Source organism: Variovorax sp. J2P1-31, from assembly GCF_030317215.1.
In the GTDB taxonomy this organism is placed as follows: Bacteria; Pseudomonadota; Gammaproteobacteria; order Burkholderiales; family Burkholderiaceae_C; genus Variovorax.
The window spans coordinates 1,077,271-1,099,585 of sequence record NZ_JASZYA010000002.1 but is presented as its reverse complement, the minus strand read 5'-3'; the positions used below and the strand labels follow the sequence as shown (position 1 = coordinate 1,099,585).

General features: G+C 69.2%; 19 protein-coding genes. 10 read left to right on the top strand and 9 right to left on the bottom strand.

What is annotated here, in order from left to right; translation table 11 throughout:
• Positions 1-4: 4 nt before the first annotated feature.
• Both QTI20_RS16225 and gbd read right to left on the bottom strand, forming a co-directional pair.
• Positions 5-1,339, bottom strand: coding sequence for an MFS transporter (locus tag QTI20_RS16225; protein WP_286552359.1), 1,335 nt, complete (start codon positions 1,337-1,339; stop codon positions 5-7).
• A gap of 128 nt (positions 1,340-1,467) precedes the next feature.
• Positions 1,468-2,604 carry a 4-hydroxybutyrate dehydrogenase gene (gbd, locus tag QTI20_RS16220; RefSeq protein WP_286552357.1) on the bottom strand — a complete coding sequence of 379 codons (1,137 nt, stop codon included), beginning with the start codon at positions 2,602-2,604 and terminating at the stop codon, positions 1,468-1,470.
• Between the two features lie 141 nt (positions 2,605-2,745).
• Between gbd and QTI20_RS16215 the strand changes: the two genes are divergently transcribed.
• The 9 genes from QTI20_RS16215 (at position 2,746) to QTI20_RS16175 (ending at position 13,601) form a co-directional block, all read left to right on the top strand.
• On the top strand, positions 2,746-3,675 hold the full coding sequence (locus tag QTI20_RS16215; protein WP_286552356.1) for a LysR family transcriptional regulator: 930 nt from the start codon (positions 2,746-2,748) through the stop codon (positions 3,673-3,675).
• 233 nt (positions 3,676-3,908) lie between these two features.
• Complete coding sequence (locus QTI20_RS16210; RefSeq protein ID WP_286552355.1) at positions 3,909-4,958, top strand: LacI family DNA-binding transcriptional regulator; 1,050 nt, start codon at positions 3,909-3,911, stop codon at positions 4,956-4,958.
• A complete protein-coding gene (xylB, locus tag QTI20_RS16205; RefSeq protein ID WP_286552354.1) occupies positions 4,955-6,430 on the top strand; it encodes a xylulokinase in 1,476 nt (491 codons plus the stop codon). Before QTI20_RS16210 ends, xylB begins: the two co-directional genes overlap by 4 nt.
• Positions 6,431-6,448: 18 nt before the next feature.
• A complete protein-coding gene (gene xylA / locus QTI20_RS16200; protein WP_286552353.1) occupies positions 6,449-7,801 on the top strand; it encodes a xylose isomerase in 1,353 nt (450 codons plus the stop codon).
• Between the two features lie 28 nt (positions 7,802-7,829).
• Complete coding sequence (locus QTI20_RS16195) at positions 7,830-8,900, top strand: sugar phosphate isomerase/epimerase family protein (RefSeq protein ID WP_286552351.1); 1,071 nt, start codon at positions 7,830-7,832, stop codon at positions 8,898-8,900.
• Positions 8,897-10,069: a Gfo/Idh/MocA family protein gene (locus QTI20_RS16190; protein ID WP_286552349.1), complete on the top strand. Its 1,173-nt coding sequence runs from the start codon at positions 8,897-8,899 to the stop codon at positions 10,067-10,069. The genes QTI20_RS16195 and QTI20_RS16190 overlap by 4 nt, the downstream gene beginning before the upstream one ends.
• A 1-nt stretch (position 10,070) precedes the next feature.
• Complete coding sequence (locus QTI20_RS16185) at positions 10,071-11,555, top strand: sugar ABC transporter ATP-binding protein (RefSeq protein ID WP_286552346.1); 1,485 nt, start codon at positions 10,071-10,073, stop codon at positions 11,553-11,555.
• Positions 11,536-12,576, top strand: a complete 1,041-nt coding sequence (locus QTI20_RS16180; protein WP_286552344.1) for an ABC transporter permease — start codon at positions 11,536-11,538, stop codon at positions 12,574-12,576. Before QTI20_RS16185 ends, QTI20_RS16180 begins: the two co-directional genes overlap by 20 nt.
• Before the next feature lie 71 nt (positions 12,577-12,647).
• Positions 12,648-13,601 carry an ABC transporter substrate-binding protein gene (locus tag QTI20_RS16175; RefSeq protein ID WP_286552342.1) on the top strand — a complete coding sequence of 318 codons (954 nt, stop codon included), beginning with the start codon at positions 12,648-12,650 and terminating at the stop codon, positions 13,599-13,601.
• Between the two features lie 21 nt (positions 13,602-13,622).
• On the opposite strand, the gene QTI20_RS16170 is transcribed toward QTI20_RS16175, so the two are convergent.
• The 6 genes from QTI20_RS16170 to QTI20_RS16145 all read right to left on the bottom strand — a co-directional run bounded on the left by QTI20_RS16170 (position 13,623) and on the right by QTI20_RS16145 (position 19,711).
• Positions 13,623-15,404, bottom strand: a complete 1,782-nt coding sequence (locus QTI20_RS16170) for an IlvD/Edd family dehydratase (RefSeq protein WP_286552341.1) — start codon at positions 15,402-15,404, stop codon at positions 13,623-13,625.
• A 44-nt stretch (positions 15,405-15,448) separates the two neighbouring features.
• Positions 15,449-15,811 (bottom strand): putative antibiotic biosynthesis monooxygenase, encoded by a 363-nt coding sequence (locus tag QTI20_RS16165; protein WP_183023834.1) that lies wholly within the window; start codon positions 15,809-15,811, stop codon positions 15,449-15,451.
• 15 nt (positions 15,812-15,826) lie between these two features.
• Positions 15,827-16,582 carry an SDR family oxidoreductase gene (locus tag QTI20_RS16160; protein ID WP_286552339.1) on the bottom strand — a complete coding sequence of 252 codons (756 nt, stop codon included), beginning with the start codon at positions 16,580-16,582 and terminating at the stop codon, positions 15,827-15,829.
• Positions 16,579-17,430 (bottom strand): fumarylacetoacetate hydrolase family protein, encoded by an 852-nt coding sequence (locus QTI20_RS16155; RefSeq protein ID WP_286552337.1) that lies wholly within the window; start codon positions 17,428-17,430, stop codon positions 16,579-16,581. Before QTI20_RS16155 ends, QTI20_RS16160 begins: the two co-directional genes overlap by 4 nt.
• 41 nt (positions 17,431-17,471) lie before the next feature.
• On the bottom strand, positions 17,472-18,242 hold the full coding sequence (locus QTI20_RS16150; RefSeq protein WP_286552335.1) for an SDR family oxidoreductase: 771 nt from the start codon (positions 18,240-18,242) through the stop codon (positions 17,472-17,474).
• A 65-nt stretch (positions 18,243-18,307) separates the two neighbouring features.
• A complete protein-coding gene (locus tag QTI20_RS16145) occupies positions 18,308-19,711 on the bottom strand; it encodes an MFS transporter (RefSeq protein ID WP_286552334.1) in 1,404 nt (467 codons plus the stop codon).
• A 195-nt stretch (positions 19,712-19,906) separates the two neighbouring features.
• Here QTI20_RS16145 and QTI20_RS16140 point away from each other — a divergent pair, with 195 nt between their 5' ends.
• Entirely contained in the window at positions 19,907-20,866 is a 960-nt protein-coding gene (locus tag QTI20_RS16140; protein WP_286552333.1) for a 2-hydroxyacid dehydrogenase, read from the top strand.
• 63 nt (positions 20,867-20,929) lie between these two features.
• Here the strand turns inward: QTI20_RS16140 and QTI20_RS16135 are convergent, their stop codons facing one another.
• Complete coding sequence (locus QTI20_RS16135; protein WP_183024126.1) at positions 20,930-21,982, bottom strand: LacI family DNA-binding transcriptional regulator; 1,053 nt, start codon at positions 21,980-21,982, stop codon at positions 20,930-20,932.
• Positions 21,983-22,315: the final 333 nt, after the last annotated feature.

Here is a 22,315-nt window from a genome sequence, read left to right as displayed (position 1 = left end):
AAGATCAGTCGTCCAGCGGCAGGCCGCTGCGGTCCTTGGCCACGCCCACCGCGACGATGGACACCAGCGCGCAGGCACCGAGGAAGACCACCACCGGCACGTAGCTGCCGCTGAAGTAGGCGATCAGCGCCGTGGCGATCAGGGGCATCGGGCCGCCGACCAGCGCGGCGCCGATCTGGTAGCCCAGCGACATGCCGGTGTAGCGGATGGCCGGCGGGAAGGCCTCGGCCAGCAGCGTGCCGATCATGGCGCCGTAGCTGGCCCAGATCACGCCCAGGCCCACGCCCACCGCCAGCGCCGCGGCCCCCACCGACTTCTGGTCCAGCAGCCAGAAGTACGGAAAGATCCACAGCAGGAAGGCCACGCTGCCGCCGATGAACACCTTCTTGCGGCCGATCCGGTCCGACAGGTGGCCGAAGAACAGCATGCAGGGAAAGGCGAGCAGCGCGCACACCAGCACGATGTTGAGGATCGTCGAGCGCGCGAAGCCGTGGTCCATCATGTAGGAGATGGTGAAGGTGGCGTAGAGGAAGAAGGTCGAGGTCTCGACGGCCTTGGCGCCGATGGCGATCAGCACTTCGCGCCAGTGGTGCTGCAGCGTCTCCTTGAGCGGAATGCGGGCGCTGCTGCGCGTGGCCTGGATCTTCTTGAACGAAGGCGTCTCGCCCACCGCGTTGCGGATCCACATGCCGACCATCACCAGCACGATCGAGCCCACGAAGGGGATGCGCCAGCCCCATGCCAGGAAGGCTTCCTCGCTCATGCTCGCGCTCAGCAGCGAGGTGATGATGTTGCCCAGCGCAAGCCCCAGCACGGCACCGGTCTGCGGCACGGCGCCATAGAAGCCGCGCTTGTGGCGCGGCGAGTACTCCACCGCCAGCAGCACGCCGCCGCCCCACTCGCCGCCCAGCGCCAGGCCCTGCATCAGGCGCAGCAGGGTCAGCAGCACGGGGGCCAGCAGGCCGATCTGCGCGTAGTTGGGCAGGAGCCCCATCAGCACCGTCGACACGCCCATCATCGAGAGCGTCATCGCCAGCGTCTTCTTGCGCCCGATGCGGTCGCCGATGTGCGAGAAGATCACGCCGCCGATCGGGCGGATCAGGAAGGCCAGCGCGAAGGTGGCGAGCGCCATCATCTGGCTCACCAGCGCGTTGTCGCTGGGGAAGAACTGCTTGGCGAAGATGATGGACGACATCGTTCCGTAGAGGAAGTAGTCGTACCACTCGATGGTGCTGCCCACGGCGCTGCCGAGCAGCGCGCGCCGGCGCTCGGCCTCGGGGACCAGGGTTTCCTTGTCGTGGGCGGCCGTGCCCAGGTTGTCGAGAGGGGTGCTGCTCATGTCTCCACCGTCAATTCATTGTTTGGCTGTTGCTGCCGATGCGGTTCATCGGTCGAAGAAAAGCCCGCCGGCCGCCGCGAAGCGAACGCGGCGGGCGGGCATGGGGGCGTGGGATGCGGGAGGCCGATTTACATGGACTGGCGCAGCATCTCGACGTAGTCGGCGGCGCTGGCGTCACGCGGGTTGGTGCGGTGGCTGTGGTCGGCCAGCGCGCCCTGCACGATCTGCGCGAACATGTCCTCGGTCACGCCCAGTTCCGACAGGCCCGTGGGCAGGTTCAGCGCCCGCGACTTGGTGACCAGCGCCTCTTCCACCGAGACCGATGCGGCCAGGCCCATCACTTGCGACAGGCGCGCGATCTTGTCCTCGCGCACCACCGATTCGGCACCGCGATTGAAGCGGATCACCGCCGGCAGCAGGATCGCGTTGAGCGTGCCGTGGTGCAGCCGGGGATTGATGCCGCCCAGCGAATGGCTCAGGCTGTGCACGCAGCCCAGCCCCTTCTGGAAGGCCAGTGCGCCCTGCAGCGACGCGCTCATCATGTTCAGCCGCGCGTCGATGTCGGTGGGCTGGCTCACGGCCACTTCGATGTGACGCCACGCACGCCACAGGCCATCGAGCGCAATGCCGTCGGCGGGCGGATTGAAGGCCGGCGCCAGGAAGGTCTCGATGCAGTGCGCGATCGCGTCCATGCCCGTGGCCGCGGTCAGTCCGGCCGGCAGCGCCAGCGTGAGCTCGGGATCGCAGATCGCGACCTTGGGGATCACATGCGGCGAGATGATGCCGACCTTGCGCCCGTCGTCGAGGATGATGATCGCGCCGCGCCCGACTTCGCTGCCGGTGCCGGCGGTGGTCGGCACCGCGACGATGGGCAGCGTGGCCGCCGTGATCTTGAGCGCGCCGCCTTCGATCAGCGCGAACTGGCGCAGCGGGCCGTCGTGGCGCGCGGCCACGGCCACGGCCTTGGCCAGGTCGATCGAGGAGCCGCCGCCCACGGCCACGATGCCGTTGCAATCGGCGTGCAAAAGGGCTTCCACGCCGGCGCGCACCGCCGACTCGGACGGGTTGGGGGGCGTGCCGTCGAACACCGCCGGCTCCGGCTGGCCCAGCGCCGCGGTCACGCGCTCGACGATGCCGACGGCGCGCACGCCCTTGTCGGTCACGATCAAAGGTTTGGTAATACCCAGCTTCTCGCAAACCTCTTGGAGCTCGACCAGGGATCCGGCGCCGAAGCGGATCTCGGTCACGTAGTTAATCAGTGCCATGTTTCCTCTGTCTACACAAACGCTTCACTTGCGTGGGAAGGCGGGAGTCTAGGAACGAAAGCCGCCTGGGTACACTGACAGCTTTCCATAGCGATATAACTTTCACTCATAGTGGACAGCATTCCCAGCCTGAATTCCGTGATGTCGCGGCTGCACGCCAAGCAGCTTCGGCTGCTGATCGCGGTCGAGGAAAGCGGCTCCCTGCTGGGCGCCGCCGACAAGGTCGGCCTGACGCAACCGGGCGCGAGCAAGGCGCTGCGCGAACTGGAGGCGACCCTGAGCGTGGCGCTGTTCAAGCGCACCAACCGGGGCCTGATTCCGACCGAGGCCGGCCACTGCGCGCTGCGCTTCGCGCGGCTCATCCAGTCCGACATCGACAAGCTGCGCTTCGAGCTGGAGGCCATCGCCAGCGGCGCGGGCGGACACCTGGCGATCGGCACCATCATGGGCGCGGCCCCGCTGCTGTCGGACGCGGTGTCCGGCCTGCTCAAGCAGCAGCCGCACATGTCGGTGGAAATCGTGGAGGACACGAGCGAGACCCTGCTGGGCCTGATCGAACGCGGGCGGCTCGACGCGGCGATCTGCCGCTCTTCGGTGAGCCGCAACCCGGGTGTCTACGAGGCGCTGTTCGTGAAGGACGAAACGCTGTCGGTGATCGCCAACGTGCGCCACCCGGCCATGGGCGCCGAAGCGGTCGAACTCCGGCAACTCCAGGACAGCCGCTGGGTGGTCTACCGCGCCCACATGCCCATGCGCCGCCTGCTCGAGCGCGAGTTCCACGAAGCGCAGCTCAACTTTCCGCAGCACCTGATCGAGACGACCTCGGCGCTCACCACCCTCACCCTGCTGGGGCGCAACACCGACCTGGTGGCGCTGGTCTCGGACGACGTCGCCAACTACTTCTGCCACAACGGCCTCGTGGGCACCCTGGCGCTCAAGCTCACATCCCGCAGCGAGCCCTATGAGCTGGTGCTCAGAAAAGGCGCACCGAGAAGCCCGGCGCTGGTGCTGCTGATGGAGGCGCTCCAGCCAGGCTCCGGCGCGCAGGCCGGCCGAGTCGCGCCGGGATAGCGGGGCCCTGTCGCGGCAAGGCCGGCACGCACGACGCGATCTGCGGCCCGCGCGCACACACACGCGCACCGGCGTCGCGCCGGATGGCGATCCTTGCGCGCGCTGCTGCGTGCATTTATGACGTGCGCCCCTCAAAGGCCGTCATCCAACCGCTTCGGTATTCCAGACAGTGGTGAACCTCTAGGTGAATCCACCTACTTTCATTTTTGACGTACGTACCTCACCATTCGGCCATGTCATTGGAATCCGATCTCTCCAGCCCGCGCGCCACCCTGAGCGACGTGGCGCGCGAGGCGCAGGTCAGCCTGGCCACGGCCGACCGCGTCATCAACAACCGGCCGGGCGTGCATGCGCGCTCGATCGCCCGGGTCAAGGAGGCCATCGACCGCCTGAACTACCGGCCCGACCCCGCGGCCGCCCGGCTGGCGCGCACGCAACTGCACCGCGTGTGCTTCGTGCTGCCCTCGGGCAGCAACAGCTTCGTGGACGTGCTGCGCGAGCAGGTGGTCGAGAACGGTGCCTGGATGGCCGACCACCGCGTGACGGCGCGCACGCTGGAGGTGGACGTCTTCGAGCCCCAGCGACTCGCGGCCCTGATCCTCTCGCTGGAAGAGCAGTGCGAGACGGCGGTCGTCATGGCACTCGACCATCCGCTGGTGCAGCACGCGATCGACCATCTGGTGGCGCGCGGCAAAGGGGTGATCACGCTGGTCTCGGACGTGCCCCGCTCGCGCCGGCAGCACTTCGTGGGCATCGACAACGTGGCCGCGGGCCGGACCGCCGCCACGCTGCTGGGGCGCTTCGCCGGACGCACGCGCGGCGACATCGGCGTCATCGTGGGCAGCCTGTCGCTGCGCGACCATGCGGAGCGCAGCTTCGGCTTCAGCCAGGTGATGGGCGCCGAGTTCGCCCAGCTGCGGGTGCTGCCGCCGCTCGAAGGCAAGGAAGACCCGCGGCTCACGCAGCGGCTCACGGCCCGGCTGCTGGCCGAGCATCCGCAGCTGCGCGGCATCTACAGCGTGGGCGCGGGCAACCCCGGGATCTCGGCCGCGCTCAAGGCCGGCGGCAAGGCCCGCGAGATCGTCTTCGTGGGCCACGAACTCACGCTGGCCGCGCGCGCCGACCTGCTCGACGGCACCATGGATGCGGTGATCAACCAGGACGCGGGTCACGAGATCCGCTCGGCCTTGCGCCTGGCCATCGCGCGCGTCACGCACGAGCCGGTGCATGCGGACCAGGAACGCATCCGCATCGACATCTACCTCAAGGACAACCTGCCGTGATCACGCTGGGCATCGACCTCGGCACCTCCGGCGTCAAGGCACTGCTGCTGGACGACGAGCGCCCGCTCGCGGTCGCGAGTGCGCCGCTGCAGGTCAGCCGCCCGCACCCGGGCTGGTCGGAGCAGGACCCGGCGCACTGGTGGCAGGCGACCTGCGATTGCCTCGATGCGCTGCGCGCGGAGCATCCCCGCGCGCTCGCCGCGGTGCGCGGCATCGGCCTGTCGGGCCAGATGCACGGCGCGACCCTGCTGGATGCGAACGACGAGGTGCTGCGCCCCTGCATCCTGTGGGACGACGGCCGCAGCGCCGCCCATTGCGAGACGCTCGAAGCGCCGGCGCTGCAGCTGCGCGCACGCACCGGCAACCCCGCGATGCCGGGTTTCACCGCGCCCAAGCTGCTCTGGCTGCGCGCGCACGAGCCGCACCATGCCGACCGCATCGCCAAGGTGCTGCTGCCCAAGGCCTGGCTGCGCTGGAAGCTCACCGGCGAATTCGCGGAAGACATGTCCGATGCCTCGGGCACGCTCTGGCTGGACGTCGGGCAGCGGCGCTGGTCTTCCGAACTGCTGGCCGCCTGCGGCCTCGACACATCGCAGATGCCGCGCCTGGTCGAAGGCACCGAGCGCAGCGGCGAACTGCGCCCCGAATGGGTGGCCCGCTGGGGCTTCGACCGCGCGCCGGTCATGGCCGGCGGCGCGGGCGACAACGCGGCCGGCGCGATCGGCGTGGGCGCGGTGGCTGCCGGCGACGCCTTCGTCTCGCTCGGCACCTCGGGCGTGCTGTGGGCCACCACCGCGGGCTTCGCGCCGGCCCCCGCGCGCGCGGTGCATGCCTTCTGCCACGCGCTGCCACGGACCTGGCACCAGATGGGCGTGCTGCTCTCGGCGGCCTCCTGCCTGTCGTGGTGGGCCGGCATCCAGCAGGTGAGCGAGGAAGCGCTGCTGCGCGAACTCGACGCCTCGCCACCGGGCGACCCGGCCTGCTGGTTCGCGCCCTACCTGTCGGGCGAACGCACGCCGCACAACGACACGGCGCTGCGCGCGGGCTTCCTGCAGCTGTCGGCGGCGACCGACCGGCCCGCGATGACGCGTGCCTTGCTCGAGGGCGTGGCCTTCGCCTTCCGCGACGCGCGCGATGCACTGGCGGCCGCCGGCACGGTGCTCACGCAGGCCGACCTGATCGGCGGCGGGGCCCGCTCGGCGACCTGGAACCAGATCCTGGCCGACGTGCTCGACCTGCCGCTGCACCAGGCCGCCGGTTCCCAGCACGGATGCGCGCTCGGCGCGGCCCGGCTCGCCCGCGCGGCGGCCGACGGCGAGCGGCTCTTCGCCAAGCCGCCGCGGCTGCGCAGCTTCGAACCCGATGGCGCGCGTGCGCGCCGCTACGACGCGATGCATGCGCGCTGGCAACAACTCTACGGCCTGCTCCGGCGCGCCCCTTCGGCCCACGCCCTCTCCACCGCTTCTTCCTGACCGACTGGAACCCACGCCATGACCACTGAGCCCTCCGCCGCGGCACGCGCCCCCTTCTTCGGCTTCGAACGCCCGATCGTCTTCCGCGGCCCCGGGTTCCGGCCATCCGCGGAAGAGCCCCTGGCCTACCGCTACTACGACAAGGACCGGCTGGTGCTGGGCAAGCGCATGGAGGACCAGCTGCGCTTCGCGGTCTGCTACTGGCACAGCTTCGTCGGCGCGGGCCTCGACCCCTTCGGCGACGCCACCTTCCAGCGGCCCTGGCACGGTCCCGGCGACCCGATGGAACAGGCGCTGCACAAGGCCGACGTGGCCTTCGACCTGTTCCGGCTGGTCGACACGCCCTTCTTCACCTTCCACGACCGCGACGTCGCGCCAGAGGGCGCGACGCTGGCGGAATCGAACCGCAACCTGCGCCGGGTGGCCCAGGTGTTCGAGCGCCAGATCGCCGACACCGGCGTGCGCCTGCTCTGGGGCACCGCCAACCTGTTCTCGCACCGGCGCTACATGGCCGGCGGCGCGACCAACCCCGACCCGGAGGTCTTCACCCATGCCGCCGCGCAGGTGAAGAACGCGCTCGACGTGACGCACGGCCTGGGCGGTGCCAACTACGTGCTGTGGGGCGGCCGCGAAGGCTACGAGACGCTGCTCAACACCGACCTGAAGCGCGAGCTGGCACAGCTGGGCCGCTTCCTCAACCTGGTGGTCGAGCACAAGCACAAGATCGGCTTCAAGGGCCCGATCCTGCTCGAACCCAAGCCGGCCGAGCCGACCAAGCACCAGTACGACTACGACGTCGCGACGGTCTACGGCTTCCTGCAGGCGCACGGCCTGGAGAAGGAGGTGAAGGTCAACATCGAGCAGAACCATGCGCTGCTCGCGGGCCACAGCTTCGAGCACGAGATCGCGCTGGCCCACGCGCTGGGCATCTTCGGCTCGCTCGACATGAACCGCGGCGACGAGCTGCTGGGCTGGGACACCGACCAGTTCCCCAACAACCTGCAGCACGTCGCGATGGCGCTGTACGAGGTGCTGCGCGCCGGCGGCCTGACAACCGGCGGCCTCAACTTCGACGCCAAGCTGCGGCGCCAGTCGACAGACCCCGACGACCTGGTCTGGGCCCATGCGACCGCCATGGACCTGTGCGCCCGCGGCCTGCTGGTGGCCGAGGCCATGGTGCGCGACGGCGCCCTGCAGCGCCACGTCGACACGCGCTACGCGGGCTGGGACACGCCCCGCGGCCAGTCGATCCTGCGCGGCGAGCTGTCGCTGGCGGACCTGGCACAGGACGCCGAAGCACGTGCCCTCGAGCCACAGCCCCGCTCGGCCGGGCAGGAACGGCTCGAGCACCTCGTCAGCAGCTATCTCTGAAAAAACGAAGCCCACCAAGGAGCGAGACATGGCCAGCAACATCAAGGGCCCAGGCATCTACCTGGCCCAGTTCGCAAGCGACGAAGCCCCCTTCGACTCCTGGCAGTCGATCACGCGCTGGGCCGGCGGCCTGGGCTTCAAGGGGGTGCAGATCCCGTCGTGGGACGCGCGCATCTTCGACCTGCGCCGGGCGGCCGAATCGAAGACCTACTGCGACGAGGTCGCGGGCATCGCCCGCGAGAACGGCGTGGCGATCACCGAACTGGGCACCCACCTGCAGGGCCAGCTGGTGGCCGTGCACCCGGCCTACGACGAAGCCTTCGACGGTTTCGCACCGGAGGCGGTGCGGCGCAACCCCAAGGCGCGCCAGGCCTGGGCGGTGGAGCAGATGCTGCTGTCGGCACGCGCCTCGCGCCACCTGGGCCTCAAGAGCAACGTGAGCTTTCCCGGCGCGCTGGCATGGCCCTACCTCTACCCGTGGCCGCAGCGGCCCGCGGGCCTGATCGAAGCCGCCTTCGACGAGCTGGCCAAGCGCTGGCGCCCGATCTTCGATGCCTTCGACGAAGCCGACTGCAACGTCTGCTTCGAACTGCATCCCGGCGAGGACCTGTTCGACGGCACCACCTTCGAGATGTTCCTGCAGCGCGTGGACGACCACCCGCGCTGCTGCATCAACTACGACCCCTCGCACTTCCTGCTGCAGCAGCTCGACTACCTCGAATTCATCGACATCTACCACGCGCGCATCAAGGCGCTGCACATCAAGGATGCCGAGTTCCGCCCCACCGGCCGCCAGGGCGTCTATTCGGGCTACCAGCCATGGATCGACCGCGCGGGACGCTTCCGCTCGCTGGGCGACGGCCAGATCGACTTCGGCGCCATCTTCTCCAAGATGGCCCAGTACGGCTACGACAGCTGGGCGGTGCTCGAGTGGGAATGCTGCCTCAAGCACCCCGAGACCGGTGCCGCGGAAGGCGCGGCCTTCATCCGCGACCACATCATCCGGGTCACGGAGAAGGCCTTCGACGACTTTGCGGGCGGCCAGAAGGACCCGGCCCAGCTGCGCCGCATGCTGGGCCTGGAGCCGGTGGCGCCATGACCATCGAAGCCAGCTACAGCGATGCGGAGGCGGCGAGCGCCCGCATCCGCCTGGGCATGGTGGGCGGCGGCGAAGGCGCCTTCATCGGCGCCGTGCACCGCATCGCCGCGCGGCTCGACGACCAGTTCGTGCTGAGCGCCGGCGCGCTCTCCTCCACGCCGGAGAAGGCGGCCCGCTCGGCGGCCGCGATCGGCCTCGCGCGCAGCTACCCCGACTACCGCACCATGGCGCGCGAGGAGGCCGCGCGCGCCGACGGCATCGAGGTCGTGACCATCGTGACGCCCAACGACCAGCACGCGGCCGTGGCCGAGGCCTTTCTCGAGGCCGGCATCCACGTGATCTGCGACAAGCCCGTGACCACCACGGTGGCGGACGCACACCGGCTGCGGGCGATCGCGCAGGCGCGCCGTCGCATCTTCGCCGTGACCTACAACTACACCGGCTACCCCATGGTGCGCCAGGCGCGCCGCATGGTGCGCGACGGCGAGCTGGGCGAGATCCGGCTGGTCCAGGTCGAGTACCCGCAGGACTGGCTGACCGAGCCGCTCGAGACCACCGGCCAGAAGCAGGCGGCCTGGCGTACCGACCCGCGGCGCTCCGGCCCGGGCGGCTGCATCGGGGACATCGGTACGCACGCCTACCAGCTCGCGGGCTTCATCGCGGGCATGCAGCCTTCGCAGCTGTGCGCCGAACTCAGCACCTTCGTCAGCGGCCGCGCGCTCGACGACAACGTGCAGATCATGCTGCGCTATGCCAACGGCGCGCGCGGCATGCTCTGGGCCAGCCAGGTCGCGCCGGGCAACGAGAACGCGCTGCGCATCCGCGTCTACGGCAGCCGCGCCGGGCTCGAGTGGCAGCAGGAGCAGCCCAACAGGCTGCAGGTGTCGCGCTTCGGCGAGGCGCCGCAGACCCTCTCGCGCGGCAGCGGCACAGCCCATGCGGACGCGGCCCGCGTCACGCGCCTTCCCGCGGGCCATCCCGAGGGCTACTTCGAGGGCTTCGCCACGCTCTACAGCGAGATCGGCCATGCCATCCGCGCGGCGCGCGACGGCCGCGCGCCGGCCCAGGAAGTGAACTTCCCGACGCTGGAAGACGGCATCCACGGCGTCGCCTTCATCGAAGCGGCCATCCGCTCGTCCGCCGGCGGTGGCCTCTGGGTCGGTGTGTGAGATGAGCCTGCACGTCCGCTTCGACGCGATCACGAAGGACTTCGGGCCGGTGCAGGTGCTGCACGGCGTGAGCTTCGACATCGCGCCCGGCACCGTGCTGGGCCTGCTCGGGGAGAACGGCGCGGGCAAGTCCACGCTGATGAAGATCCTCTCGGGCTACGAGCGCCCCAGCGGTGGCACGCTGTCGATCGACGGCGAAGCGCGCGCCTTCCGGAGTTCGCGCGACGCGGAGGACGCGGGCGTGGTGCTGATCCACCAGGAGTTCAACCTGGCCGAGGATCTCACGGTGGCGCAGAACATCTTCCTCGGGCGCGAGAAGCGCCGCGGCTGGCGGCTCGACGACCCGGGCATGCGCCGCGCGGCACAGGAGGCGCTGGGCGCGGTCGGCCTCGCGGTCGATCCCGACACCCGGGTGCGCGACCTGATCGTGGCCGAGAAGCAGCTGGTGGAGATCGCCAAGGCGCTGTCGCGCAGCGCGCGGCTGCTGGTGATGGACGAGCCCACGGCCACGCTCACGCCGTCCGAGAGCCAGCGCCTCTTCGGCCTGATCCGCACCCTGCGCGCGCAGGGTGTGACCATCGTCTACATCTCGCACAAGCTCGACGAGGTCGCACGGATCACCGACGAGATCGTGGTCATGCGCGACGGCCGCTTCGTCATGCGCGGACCGACCGCGCAGCATTCGCGCCAGCAGATGGCGAACCTGATGGTCGGGCGCGAGCTCTCCAACATGTTCCCTGTCCGGCGCCGGCCCGAGCCGGCGGCGCCGCTGCTGGCCGTGCGCGGGCTGAACGTGCCCGGCTGGGCGCACGACGTGAGCTTCGACGTGCGGCCCGGCGAGATCCTCGGCTTCGCCGGGCTGGTGGGCGCGGGCCGCACCGAACTGTTCGAAGGGCTGCTGGGGCTGCGCGCGCGCGAGGGCGGCACGGTCGAGATCGAAGGGCAAGCGGTTGCGTTCGCCGATCCGCGTGCCGCGGCGCGCGCCGGCCTCACCTACCTGAGCGAAGACCGCAAGGGCTGCGGCCTGCACGTGCGGCTGCCGCTGCAGGACAACCTCACGCTGATGGACCTGGACCGCCACGCCCATCCCTGGCTCGACCGTCGCTCCGAAGCCGCGGCGCTGACGCGCGCGGTGGCGGACTTCGGCATCCGCACGCGCGACCTGGGCGCGCGCGCCGGCGCGCTGTCGGGCGGCAACCAGCAGAAGCTGGCGATGGCCAAGGTGCTGCAGCCGGGCCCGCGCGTGGTGGTGCTGGACGAGCCCACGCGCGGCGTCGACGTCGGCGCCAAGCGCGACATCTATTTCCTGATCGACCAGGTGGCGGCCGAAGGCCGCGGCGTGGTCGTCATCTCGTCGGAGCTGATGGAACTGATCGGCCTGTGCCACCGCGTCGTCGTGATGCGTGCCGGCACGGTCCAGGCCACGCTCGACGCCGACCACCTGACCGAAGAGGAGCTCATCGCGCATGCCACCGGCACCCACTGACAGCCTGACGCCGCCCATCGGCATCGACCCGACGGCGCCCCCTCCGGCGCGACGCGGCGGCACGCCCTGGCGCCAGCGCCTGCGCGAGGTCGGGCCGATCGCCGGCCTGGTGCTGCTGTGCATCGCGGGCACGCTGCTCAACCCCGACTTCGCGACCTGGGACAACGCGATGAACGTGCTCACCCGCACCGCCTTCATCGGCATCATCGCGGTGGGCATGAGCTTCGTCATCATCAGCGGCGGCATCGACCTCTCGGTGGGCTCGATGGCGGCGCTGATCGCGGGCTGCATGATCCTGGTGATGAACGCGCTGGCGCCGCACATCGGCTCGCCGGTGACGGCGGTGCTGCTGGGCATGGCGGTGGCGCTGGTGCTGGGCGCGTCCTTCGGCCTGGCCCACGGCCTGCTCATCACCAAGGGGCGCATCGAACCCTTCATCGTGACGCTGGGCACGCTCGGCATCTTCCGCGCCTACCTCACCTACTTCGCCAACGGCGGTGCGATCACGCTCGACGGCACGCTGTCGGACGTCTACAGCCCGGTGTACTACGCGAGCTGGCTCGGCATCCCGGTGCCGATCTGGGTCTTCGCGGCGATGGCGCTCGCGGGCGCCTTCCTGTTGAACCGCACGCGCTACGGCCGCTACGTGCAGGCCATCGGCTCCAACGAGCAGGTGGCGCGCTACTCGGCGGTGGCGGTCGACCGCGTGAAGATCCTCACCTACGTGCTGCTGGGCTGCTGCGTCGCCGTGGCCACGCTGCTCTACGTGCCGCGCCTGGGTTCGGCCTCGCCCACCACCGGGCTGCTCTGGGAGCTCGAGGCGATCGCGGCCGTGATCGTGGGCGGCACCGCCCTCAAGGGCGGCGAGGGCCGCATCTTCGGCACCGTGATCGGCGCCGTGCTGCTCTCCGTGATCAGCAACCTGTTGAACCTGACCAGCATCATCAGCGTGTACCTGAATGCGGCTGTGCAGGGCTTCGTGATCATCATCGTGGCCTTTCTGCAGAGAGGTCGGCGATGACGATGCGCGCAGTGGCCAGCCGGCAGCGCGCGGACTTTGACGCCCAAGAGATCCCAACCAGGAGACATATCATGGACAGAAGGCTTTTTTCCGCCATCGCACTCGCCGCGTGCGCGCTGTGCAGCACCGCTTCCTTTGCCGACACCAAGCCGGTCATGGGCGTGTCCGTTCCCGCGGCCACGCACGGCTGGACCGGCGGCGTCGTGTACTGGGCCAACCGCACCAAGGCCGAACTGGAGAAGCAGTACCCCGGCATGAAGGTGTTCGTGAAGACCGCCGGCTCGGCCACCGAACAGGCCAACCAGATCCAGGACCTGCAGACGGTCAACAAGATCGACACGCTGGTGATCCTGCCCTTCGAGTCGGCGCCGCTGACCAAGCCGGTCGCGCAGGTCAAGGGCAAGGGCGTGTTCGTGACCGTGGTCGACCGCGGCCTGACCGACCCGGGCGCGCAGGACGCCTACGTGGCCGGCGACAACCCGGGCTTCGGCAAGGTCGCGGCCGAGTACATGGCCAAGGCCATGGGCGGCAAGGGCAACCTCGTGATCCTGCGCGGCATTCCGACCGTGATCGACAACCAGCGCGTCGATGCCTTCAACGAGGTCATGAAGGCGAATCCCGGCATCAAGGTGCTCGACGCCAAGCACGGCAACTGGAACCGCGACGACGCCTTCAAGGTGATGCAGGACTACCTCACGCGCTTCAAGCAGATCGATGCGGTCTGGGCCTCGGACGACGACATGGCCGTCGGCGTGCAGAAGGCGATCGAGCAGGCCAAGCGCAGCGACGTGAAGCTGGTCGTGGGCGGCGCCGGATCCAAGGACTACATCAAGAAGGTGATGGACGGCGACAAGATCGTCTCGGCCGACGTGACCTACGCCCCGAGCATGATCGCCGACGCCATGAAGATGACGGCCGAGGCCCGCGCAAGCGGCAAGCCGATGGCCGCCTCGACGATCATCCCCTCGGTGCTGGTGACCAAGGACAACGCGGCGAAGTACTACTTCCCGGATTCGCCGCACTGAGGATGCGCCGGCCGCGCGCAGTCAATGGTTGTGCCGCGGCGTCTTCTCGGAGATGCGCTGGAAGGACAGCGCGAAATCCATCGTCGCGCCATCCACCAGCTGCCCGGTCTTCTCGCGATAGAGCGCCTCCCAGGGCGAATGGCTCGCGGGCACGGGCGGTGCCGGCAACTCGCGGCGCCGGCGCTCGATCTCCTCGGGTGCCACCAGCGCGTCGCAGCGGCGCGCGTTGAGATCGACCCGGACCCGGTCGCCGGTCTGCAGCCAGCTCAGGCCACCGCCCACCGCGCTCTCGGGCGAGACGTGCAGGATCGACGGGCTGTCCGCCGTCCCCGACTGGCGGCCATCGCCAAGCGTGGGCAGCGTCATGATGCCGCGCTGGATCAGCGCATCGGGCGGCTGCATGTTGACCACCTCCGCCGAGCCGGGCCAGCCGATCGGTCCTGCGCCGCGCATCACCAGGATGCAGCCCTCGTCGATGGCCAGAGCCGGATCGTTGATGCGCCGGTGATAGTCGTCAGAACTCTCGAACACCACGGCCCGCGCCTCGAAGATGCCCTCCTCGCCCGGTCGGTTCAGGTAATGCTCGCGGAAGCGCTCGGAGATCACCGAGGTCTTCAGGATCGCGAAGTCGAACAGGTTGCCCTTGAGCACCACGAAGCCAGCCTGCTGCATCAGAGGCGCCGCGAAAGGAAGGATCACTTCGCGGTCGCTGGCCTCGCGGCCCTGCAGGTTCTCGTCGACGGTCTTGCCGGTGACGCTCAGGCACCCGCCGTGCAGCCGCCCCGCCTGCTGCAGCTCCCACATCACGGCCGGCACGCCGCCCGCGCGGAAGAAGCGCTCGCCCAGGTAGCGGCCCGCCGGCTGCATGTTGACCAGCAGCGGCAGGTCGTAGGCGTGGTCGGTCCAGTCCTGCGCCTGCAGCTCGACGCCGGCATGGCGGGCCATGGCCATGATGTGCACCTGCGAATTGCTGGAGCCGCCGGCACAGCTGACCACCGACAGCGCGTTGAGGAAGCTCTCGCGGGTCAGGATGCGCGAAGGCCGCAGGTCCTCGAAGGCCATCTCGACGATGCGCCGGCCGGTCTCGTAGGCCATCTGGCCGCGCTCGCGGTACGGCGCGGGAATGGCGGCGCAGCCCGGCAACGACATGCCCAGCGCCTCGGCCACGGCATTCATGGTGGAGGCCGTCCCCATGGTGTTGCAGTGGCCCGCCGAGGGCGCGCTGCTGCAGGCGCGCTGCAGGAATTCTTCCTCGTCGATCTCGCCGGCCGCAAGCTGCCGGCGGCTGCGCCAGATCACGGTGCCCGAGCCCACCAACTCGCCGCCGTGCCAGCCGTCGAGCATCGGCCCGCCCGAGAGCACGATGGCCGGGATATCGACCGTGGAGGCGGCCATCAGGCCCGCGGGCGTGGTCTTGTCGCAGCCGGTGGTGAGCACCACCGCATCGATCGGGTAGCCGTACAGGATCTCGACCAGGCCGAGGTAGGCCAGGTTGCGGTCCAGCGCCGCCGTGGGCCGGCGGCAGTTCTCGAAGATCGGATGCACCGGGAATTCCATCGGGATGCCGCCGGCATCGCGGATGCCGTCACGCACGCGGCGCGCCAGGTCCAGGTGGATGCGGTTGCAGGGCGACAGGTCGCTGCCGGTCTGCGCGATGCCGATGATGGGCCGCCCCGAGCGCAGCTCTTCGGGCGTCAGCCCGTAGTTCATGAAGCGCTCGAGATACAGCGCGGTCATGTCCGAGCGCTCCGGATCCGCGAACCATTCGCGGGAGCGCAGCGGGCGGCGGGGGATCTTTTCCATAGGGTTCTTTTCTTGAAATGGGAACGGTGACCAGGCACCGGGATTCATGTCGCGTTCGACGAGAGCGCGAACACCCGTGCGTCGAACACCGTGTGGAAGACCGCGCCTTCGAACATCTCGAGCAGCGCGCGCGAGGCCTGCTGGCTTTCGCGGCGGACCGGCGAGGCCAGGGCGGCCGCGATGTCCTCGTGGCTGTCGAAGTGCATGACGAGCACCAGCGGCAGCGCGGGGTCCGCCACGTCGCTCTGGTGCTGGCGCAGCACGCGCACGTCCCGCACGGCGGGAAAACGCGTCCACAGCGGCACCATGCGTTCATCGACATGGCGATGGAACGCGTCTTCCATGCCCGGCCTGATGCGTCCGTTGAAGAACGCGCAGCGCACGAGCCGCGGCAGGTCTGTTGTCATGGAGATGACCGCGCCTCAGCCGCGCCCGACGAAGGGCATGTGGCTGGCCATCACGTTCATCGACAGCACGTTGGCCTCCAGCGGCAGGCTGTCCATGTAGAGGATCGCGCGCACCACGTTGTCCATGCCCATGCGCGGCTCCGGCTTGAGCGACCCGTCGGCCTGCAGCGTGCCCTGGGCCATGAGCGCGCTCATGTCGCTGACCACGTTGCCGATGTCGATCTGCCCGCAGGCGATGTTGTAGGGACGTCCGTCGAGCGATGCGGCCTTGGTCAGGCCGGTGATGGCGTGCTTGGTCGCGGTGTATGGCGCGGCCTGCGGCCGGGGCGCATGCGCCGAGATCGAGCCGTTGTTGATGATCCGGCCGCCCTGGGGCGACTGCTTCTTCATCAACCGGAACGCGCCCTGCGCGCACAGGAAGGCGCCGGTGAGGTTCACGTTCACGGCCTGGACCCAGTGCGCGTACTCGATGTCTTCCAGCGAACGCTGCGGCGTGAACACGCCGGCGTTGTTGAACAGCAGGTCCAGCCGGCCCCATGTCGCCTCGATGGTGCCGAACAGGCGGCCCACCGCATCGACGTCGCTGATGTCGCAGGGCACGACCAGCGCGCGGTCGGCCGCGCCCGCACCCGCGCTGTCGACGACATCCTGCAATGCCTGCGCCTTGCGGGCGGCCAGCACGACCCGGTAGCCGGCCTCGAGCAGGCCCAGCGCGACACTGCGCCCGATGCCCGAGCTGGCGCCCGTCACCAACGCGATCTTCGGGTTCATGGTCGACTCCATGCGCGCGTGACCTGGCGCTGCTCGCCCAGGCCCTCGATGCCGACCTGCATCACGTCGCCGGCCTTCAGGTAGACCGGCGGCTTCTGGCCCAGGCCGACGCCGGGCGGCGTGCCCGTGCTGATGATGTCGCCGGGCAGCAGGGTCATGAACTGGCTGATGTAGCTGACCAGGTGGGCCACGCCGAAGATCATGGTGGCCGTGCTGCCGTTCTGGTACATGCGATCGTTGACCTTCAGCCACAGGCGCAGCGCCGCCGGATCCGGCACCTCGTCGGGCGTCACCAGCCACGGTCCCACGGGCGAGAAGGTGTCGCAGCCCTTGCCCTTGTCCCATTGGCCGCCGCGCTCGAGCTGGAACGCGCGCTCGGAGACATCGTTGACCACGCAGTAGCCGGCCACGTGGGCCAGCGCGTCCTGCGCGTCCACATAGGAGGCACGGGAACCGATGACCACGCCGAGCTCGACTTCCCAGTCGGTCTTCTCCGAGTCGCGCGGGATCACGACCTCGTCGTCCGGCCCGGTGAGCGAGCTGGTGGCCTTGAGGAACAGCACCGGCTCCTGCGGGATCGGCATGTTGGATTCGGCCGCGTGGTCCGCATAGTTGAGGCCCACGCAGACGATCTTCGACACCGAGGCCACGGGCACGCCGAAGCGCGTCCCCGCGGGTACCTCGGGCAGGCGGTCGACGTCCAGCGCCCGCAGCGCGGCCAGGCCCGCGGGCGACAGCACCTCGGCCGTGATGTCGGGCACCACGCCCGAGAGGTCGCGAATGCGCCCCTGCACGTCCACCAGGCCCGGCTTCTCCTGGCCCGCCGTGCCCCACCTGATCAGCTTCATTTGAAATTCCTCGGTTCGAAAAATGGATGGAACGCGCGGGGTCAGTTCGACCAGCCGCCGTCGATGACGTGAATGGCACCGGTCGTGAAGGCCGATTCGTCCGACGCCAGGTAGGTGACCAGCGCCGCGATCTCCTCGGCGCGGCCGACGCGCCCCAACGGCTGGCGCGCGACGAAGGCGGAGCGCACCTGCGCTTCGTCCTGGCCCGTGGCCCGGGCCTGGGAGGCGATGCGATCGTTGAGCGACGGCGACTCGACCGTGCCCGGACAGATCGCGTTGCACCGGATGCCGGCAGCGACGAAGTCGGCCGCGACGGCCTTGGTCAGCCCGATGACGGCGGCCTTGGTGGCGCCATAGACGAAGCGGTTCGGCACGCCCTTCACGCTGGAGGCCGCCGAGGCCATGTTGATGAGCGAGCCGCCCTGCCCCGCCGCCAGCATGGCCGGCAGGAACGCGCGGATCGTGCGGTACATCGACTTCACGTTGAGGTCGAAGCCGAAGTCCCAGTCCGCCTCGGTGCACTGGAGGATGTTGCCGCCATGCACGAAGCCCGCGCAATTGAAGAGGCCGTCGATGCGGCCCAGTTGCGTCGCGAAGGCACCGACGGCCGCGTCGCTGCGCACATCGAGGTGCGCGATCCGCACGTCGCTGCCCTGGGGCGCCTGGGCCTTCAGGTCGGCCAGCCCGGCCTCGTCCACGTCGGTCGCCCACACCTGCGAGCCTTCGGCGGCCAGCATCAAGGCGGACGCCCGGCCGATGCCCTTGGCTGCCGCGGTGACGACGATCTTCTTTCCTGCTACGCGATCACGCATGCGCGATTTCCTTTCGATGGTGTTTGCTCGCTGCCGTCCGCACCGGAGGACGGCCGTCGGATGGTTCAGTGGATGGCGTCGCGCAGGTCGCTGAGATCGCGCCCGCGGGTCTCGGTGGACATGGCGACGCCGATCAGGGTCAGCACCGACAGTGCGGCCATGTAGGCGCCCATGACCCAGAACGCACCGCCGGCCACGCCGATCAGGTAGATGCCCAGGATGGGGGCCAGCCCGCCCGACAGCATGGCGCCCAGTTCTCTGGACAGCGCCACGCCCGAGTAGCGGTAGCGGTTGCCGAACAGTTCCGCGAAGTGCGCGCACTGGGCGCCGAGCATGCTGTTGGCCCCGATGGCCAGGCCGCCGAACATCGCGATGGCGACCCACATCATTTCGCCGGTGTTGACCATCCACCAGGCCGGGAAGGCCCAGAGCAGCATGAAGATCGCGCCGAAGCGGTAGATGGTCTTGCGGCCGTAGCGGTCGGACAGCGCGCCGAACATCGGCGTGGTGATGACGCTCGACAGGGTCGCGATCAGCGCGGCGCTGGTGCCGATCTTGGTGAGGCTGGCGGCCGGCACGCCCAGCCTCGTCGCCACGGTGCCGCCGAGGAAGGCGATCACGATGGTGGTGTAGATGGTCGAGCCGCCCTGCTCGGCCAGGCGCATGAGCACCGCCGCCAGCACTGGCCGGCGGGCTTCCTTGAGCACCAGCTTCATGGGGGACTGCGCCACCTTGTGCGTGCCTTCGAGCTTGACGAAGGTCGGGCTCTCGCGCAGCCGCAGTCGGATCCAGACCGCCACGCCGATCAGCACGATGCTGGCCAGGAACGGAATGCGCCAGCCCCATGCCAGGATCGTCTCCTGGTCCATCAGGTGCTGCATCACGCTGAAGGTCGCGGTCGCGATGCCGAAGCCCGCGAAGATGCCCACGAAGGGCAGCGCCGCAAAGAAGCCGCGCCGCGACGCGGGCGCCACCTCGGCCATCAGCGTCGAGGCGCCGGCCTGCTCGGCACCGGCGCCGAAGCCCTGCACCAGCCGCAGGATCACCAGGCCGACGGCCCCCATCGGACCGGCCGGCAGCAGGCCGATCAAGGTGGTCGAGATGCCCATGATCGCGATCGTCACCAGCAGCACGAACTTGCGCCCCTTGCGATCGCCCAGCGAGCCGAAGAACAGGCCGCCCAGGGGCCGCGCGAGAAAGCCCACGCCGTAGGTCGCAAAACTGGCGAGCAGGCCGGCGCTGGCGTCGAGCGTGGAGAAGAAGACCCGGCTGAAGATCAGCGCGGTGGCCAGGCCGAAGATGGCGAAGTCGTAGTACTCGAGCGCGCTGCCCACCGAGCTGGTCAGGATCGCGCGCCGGAGCTGGCTGGCTGAAACGGGGGCCTTGTCACCGGCCTGTGCATCGCTGGCCTGCGATGCCTGCGGCATCGACCTCCCCGGCAGGGCACCGGGCTGATATCTCGCTGTCATTCATGTCTCCTGTTTCGATCCGTGTGTGCCAACCCGAGGCATGGCCGCCATGCCAGACACCCGACGCGGCCGCTCCGGCGTTGCCACCGAAGGATCCTCGTCACCATCTGCAAATCGCCCACCAGGCAGCCCGGGTTCGCGTAAAATTGGTTATCGGTATCCGCAGCGACTGAAATCTATCACAAGGAATTTAGGATGCATAAGGAAGAGTTGTTGGTGGTTTCCCGATACCCGGAATCGGACATGGCGTGGTTGGCGCAGCACTACACCCTGCATGTGCTGGCGGATACGACCGACCGCGCCGCCTTGCTGGCGGACGTCGCACCCCGTGTGCGCGTGCTGGCGACGAATGGCGAATCGGGCGCCGATGCCACCCTGATCGATGCGCTGCCGAAGCTGGAAGTGATCGTCTCGTACGGCGTGGGCGTGGACGCCATCGACCTCGCGCATGCCGCGCGGCGCGGCATCCGTGTCACGAACACCCCGGAGGTCCTGACGGGCGACGTCGCCGATTTCGGCATCGCCTTGATGCTCGCGATCGCACGCCAGATCCCGCAGAACGATGCGCTCGTGCGGGCCGGGCAATGGGGCACGGCCTCGTTTCCGCTGACCACGCGCATGTTTGGCAAGCGCCTGGGCATCGTGGGACTCGGCCGCGTCGGCCGCGCGGTCGCGCGTCGTGCCGAGGCCTTCGACATGAAGATCGCCTACCACGACCGCATCCGTTTCGAGGACGTCGCCTACGACTACCACCTCAGTGCGGCGGCGCTGGCGCGGGAGGTGGATTTCCTCATGGTCTGTGCCGCGGCCGACCAGATCCCGCGCGGCGCGATCGGCCTCGAGGTGTTCGACGCGCTAGGGCCCGAGGGCATCCTCGTCAACGTCGCGCGCGGCAGCATCATCGACGAACCGGTACTGCTGGCGTACCTGCGCGAGCGGCGCATTCGCGGCGCCGCGCTCGACGTCTACTGGAACGAGCCCGCGATCGACCTGCGCTGGCGCTCCCTGCCCAACGTCGTGCTGCAGGCGCACCGGGCCAGCGCCACGGTTGAAACCAGGGCTGCCATGGCCCAGCTGGTGCGCGACAACCTGGCGGCCTGCTTCGGCGGCAGGCCGCTGGTCACCGAGTTCACCGGCCATCTCGCCAAGGCCTGAGCGCGGCCAGGTTCGCGCAGACATCCCTGCCGCACCGGGACCTGCTTCTTCGGCGCGAGGGCCTCAGGCGCTCTCGCGCTGAATGATCTCGTAGGGAATACGGACCAGGCGCGGCACATCGTGCAATTCGCGGGCGAACGATGCGAGCTCGCGGCGCGATGTGTTGGGCGGCTCCGAGCCGTCGATCGCGGCCAGCAGCGATTGCCCGGCGGAACGCCCGATGCCGTAGGGGTCCACGGACACCGTGGTGATCGTTGGGTAGCAATGGCGTGAGATCTCGAAGTCGCCGAAGCCGGCCACCGCGACGTCGCCGGGGACCGAGAGCCCGCGACGGTGGCAGGCCATGATCACGCCGAAGGCATGGATGTCGCTGTTGCACACGATGGCGTCGGTGTCGGGCCATTGCTCGAGCAACTGGCCCAACGCAGCGGCGCCGTGGCCCATCGCGGTGCCATGGGCCATGTCGGCGGTCCATTCGGTTCGGCTGATCTCGCGCGGCCCGTGCAGTCCGGCTTCGCGAACGGCGTCGAGATAGCCGTTGCGTCGCGCCGTGCCGCGCAGGTCCAGGTGCGATGCGCTGCTGACGAACGCAATGTGCTTGTAGCCGCGCTCATAGAGATAGCGCGTCATGGCGGCGGCGGCATCGGCATTCGAGAAGCCCACCACGCGGTCGATGGGCCGGCTGGGGATCTCCCAGGTCTCCACCACCGGGATGTGGGCGCCCCGCAGCAGCGAGCGCGCCTTGGTCGTGTGCTGTCCGCCCGTCAGCACGACGCCGCGCGGCTGATGACTCAGCAGCGTGCGGATCAACGACTCCTCCCGGTCCGGCAGATAGTCCGTGTGGGCCAGCAGCAAGCGCATGTTGCGCGTCTCGACCACGTCGTTGATGCCCTGCGTCATCTCCGCGAAGTTCGAGCTCGACAGCGAAGGCACGAGCACCGCCACCATGTTGGTGCGGCCCGACGAAAAAGCGCCCGCCACCGCGTCGGCCACATAGCCTGTCCGGCGTACCGCGTCCATCACGCGAGCGCGGGTGTCTTCGCCCACATGCTGCCCGGTGAGCACGCGCGACACCGACATCTTGGACACGCCGGCCAACTGCGCCACGTCGGCCATGCGAATCGGCGCAGGGGGAGAAGAATTTTTACTGGAACTCATAACTTTCAAGTAGACCGAGCACGACGCTCCCGGGGGATTTCGAACACGCGCCTGGCAAGCGCCTGACGCCGCCCCACCAATGACCGACGACATGCATTCGACTCGAGCGTATCAGCCGGCCGACAAGACACGCGCAGCGGCGGCGCGCGAGCCCCGAAGACGACAACGGCGCAGGAGGTATTCGAACGACCTGGCTTGCATCTCTACCGGATTCGCTCGGATGGCCCCCGCACGCCCCACCGGACCCTTGGCAGCAAGAAAAGCACAACGGGAGCGCACGCAAAAAAGCCA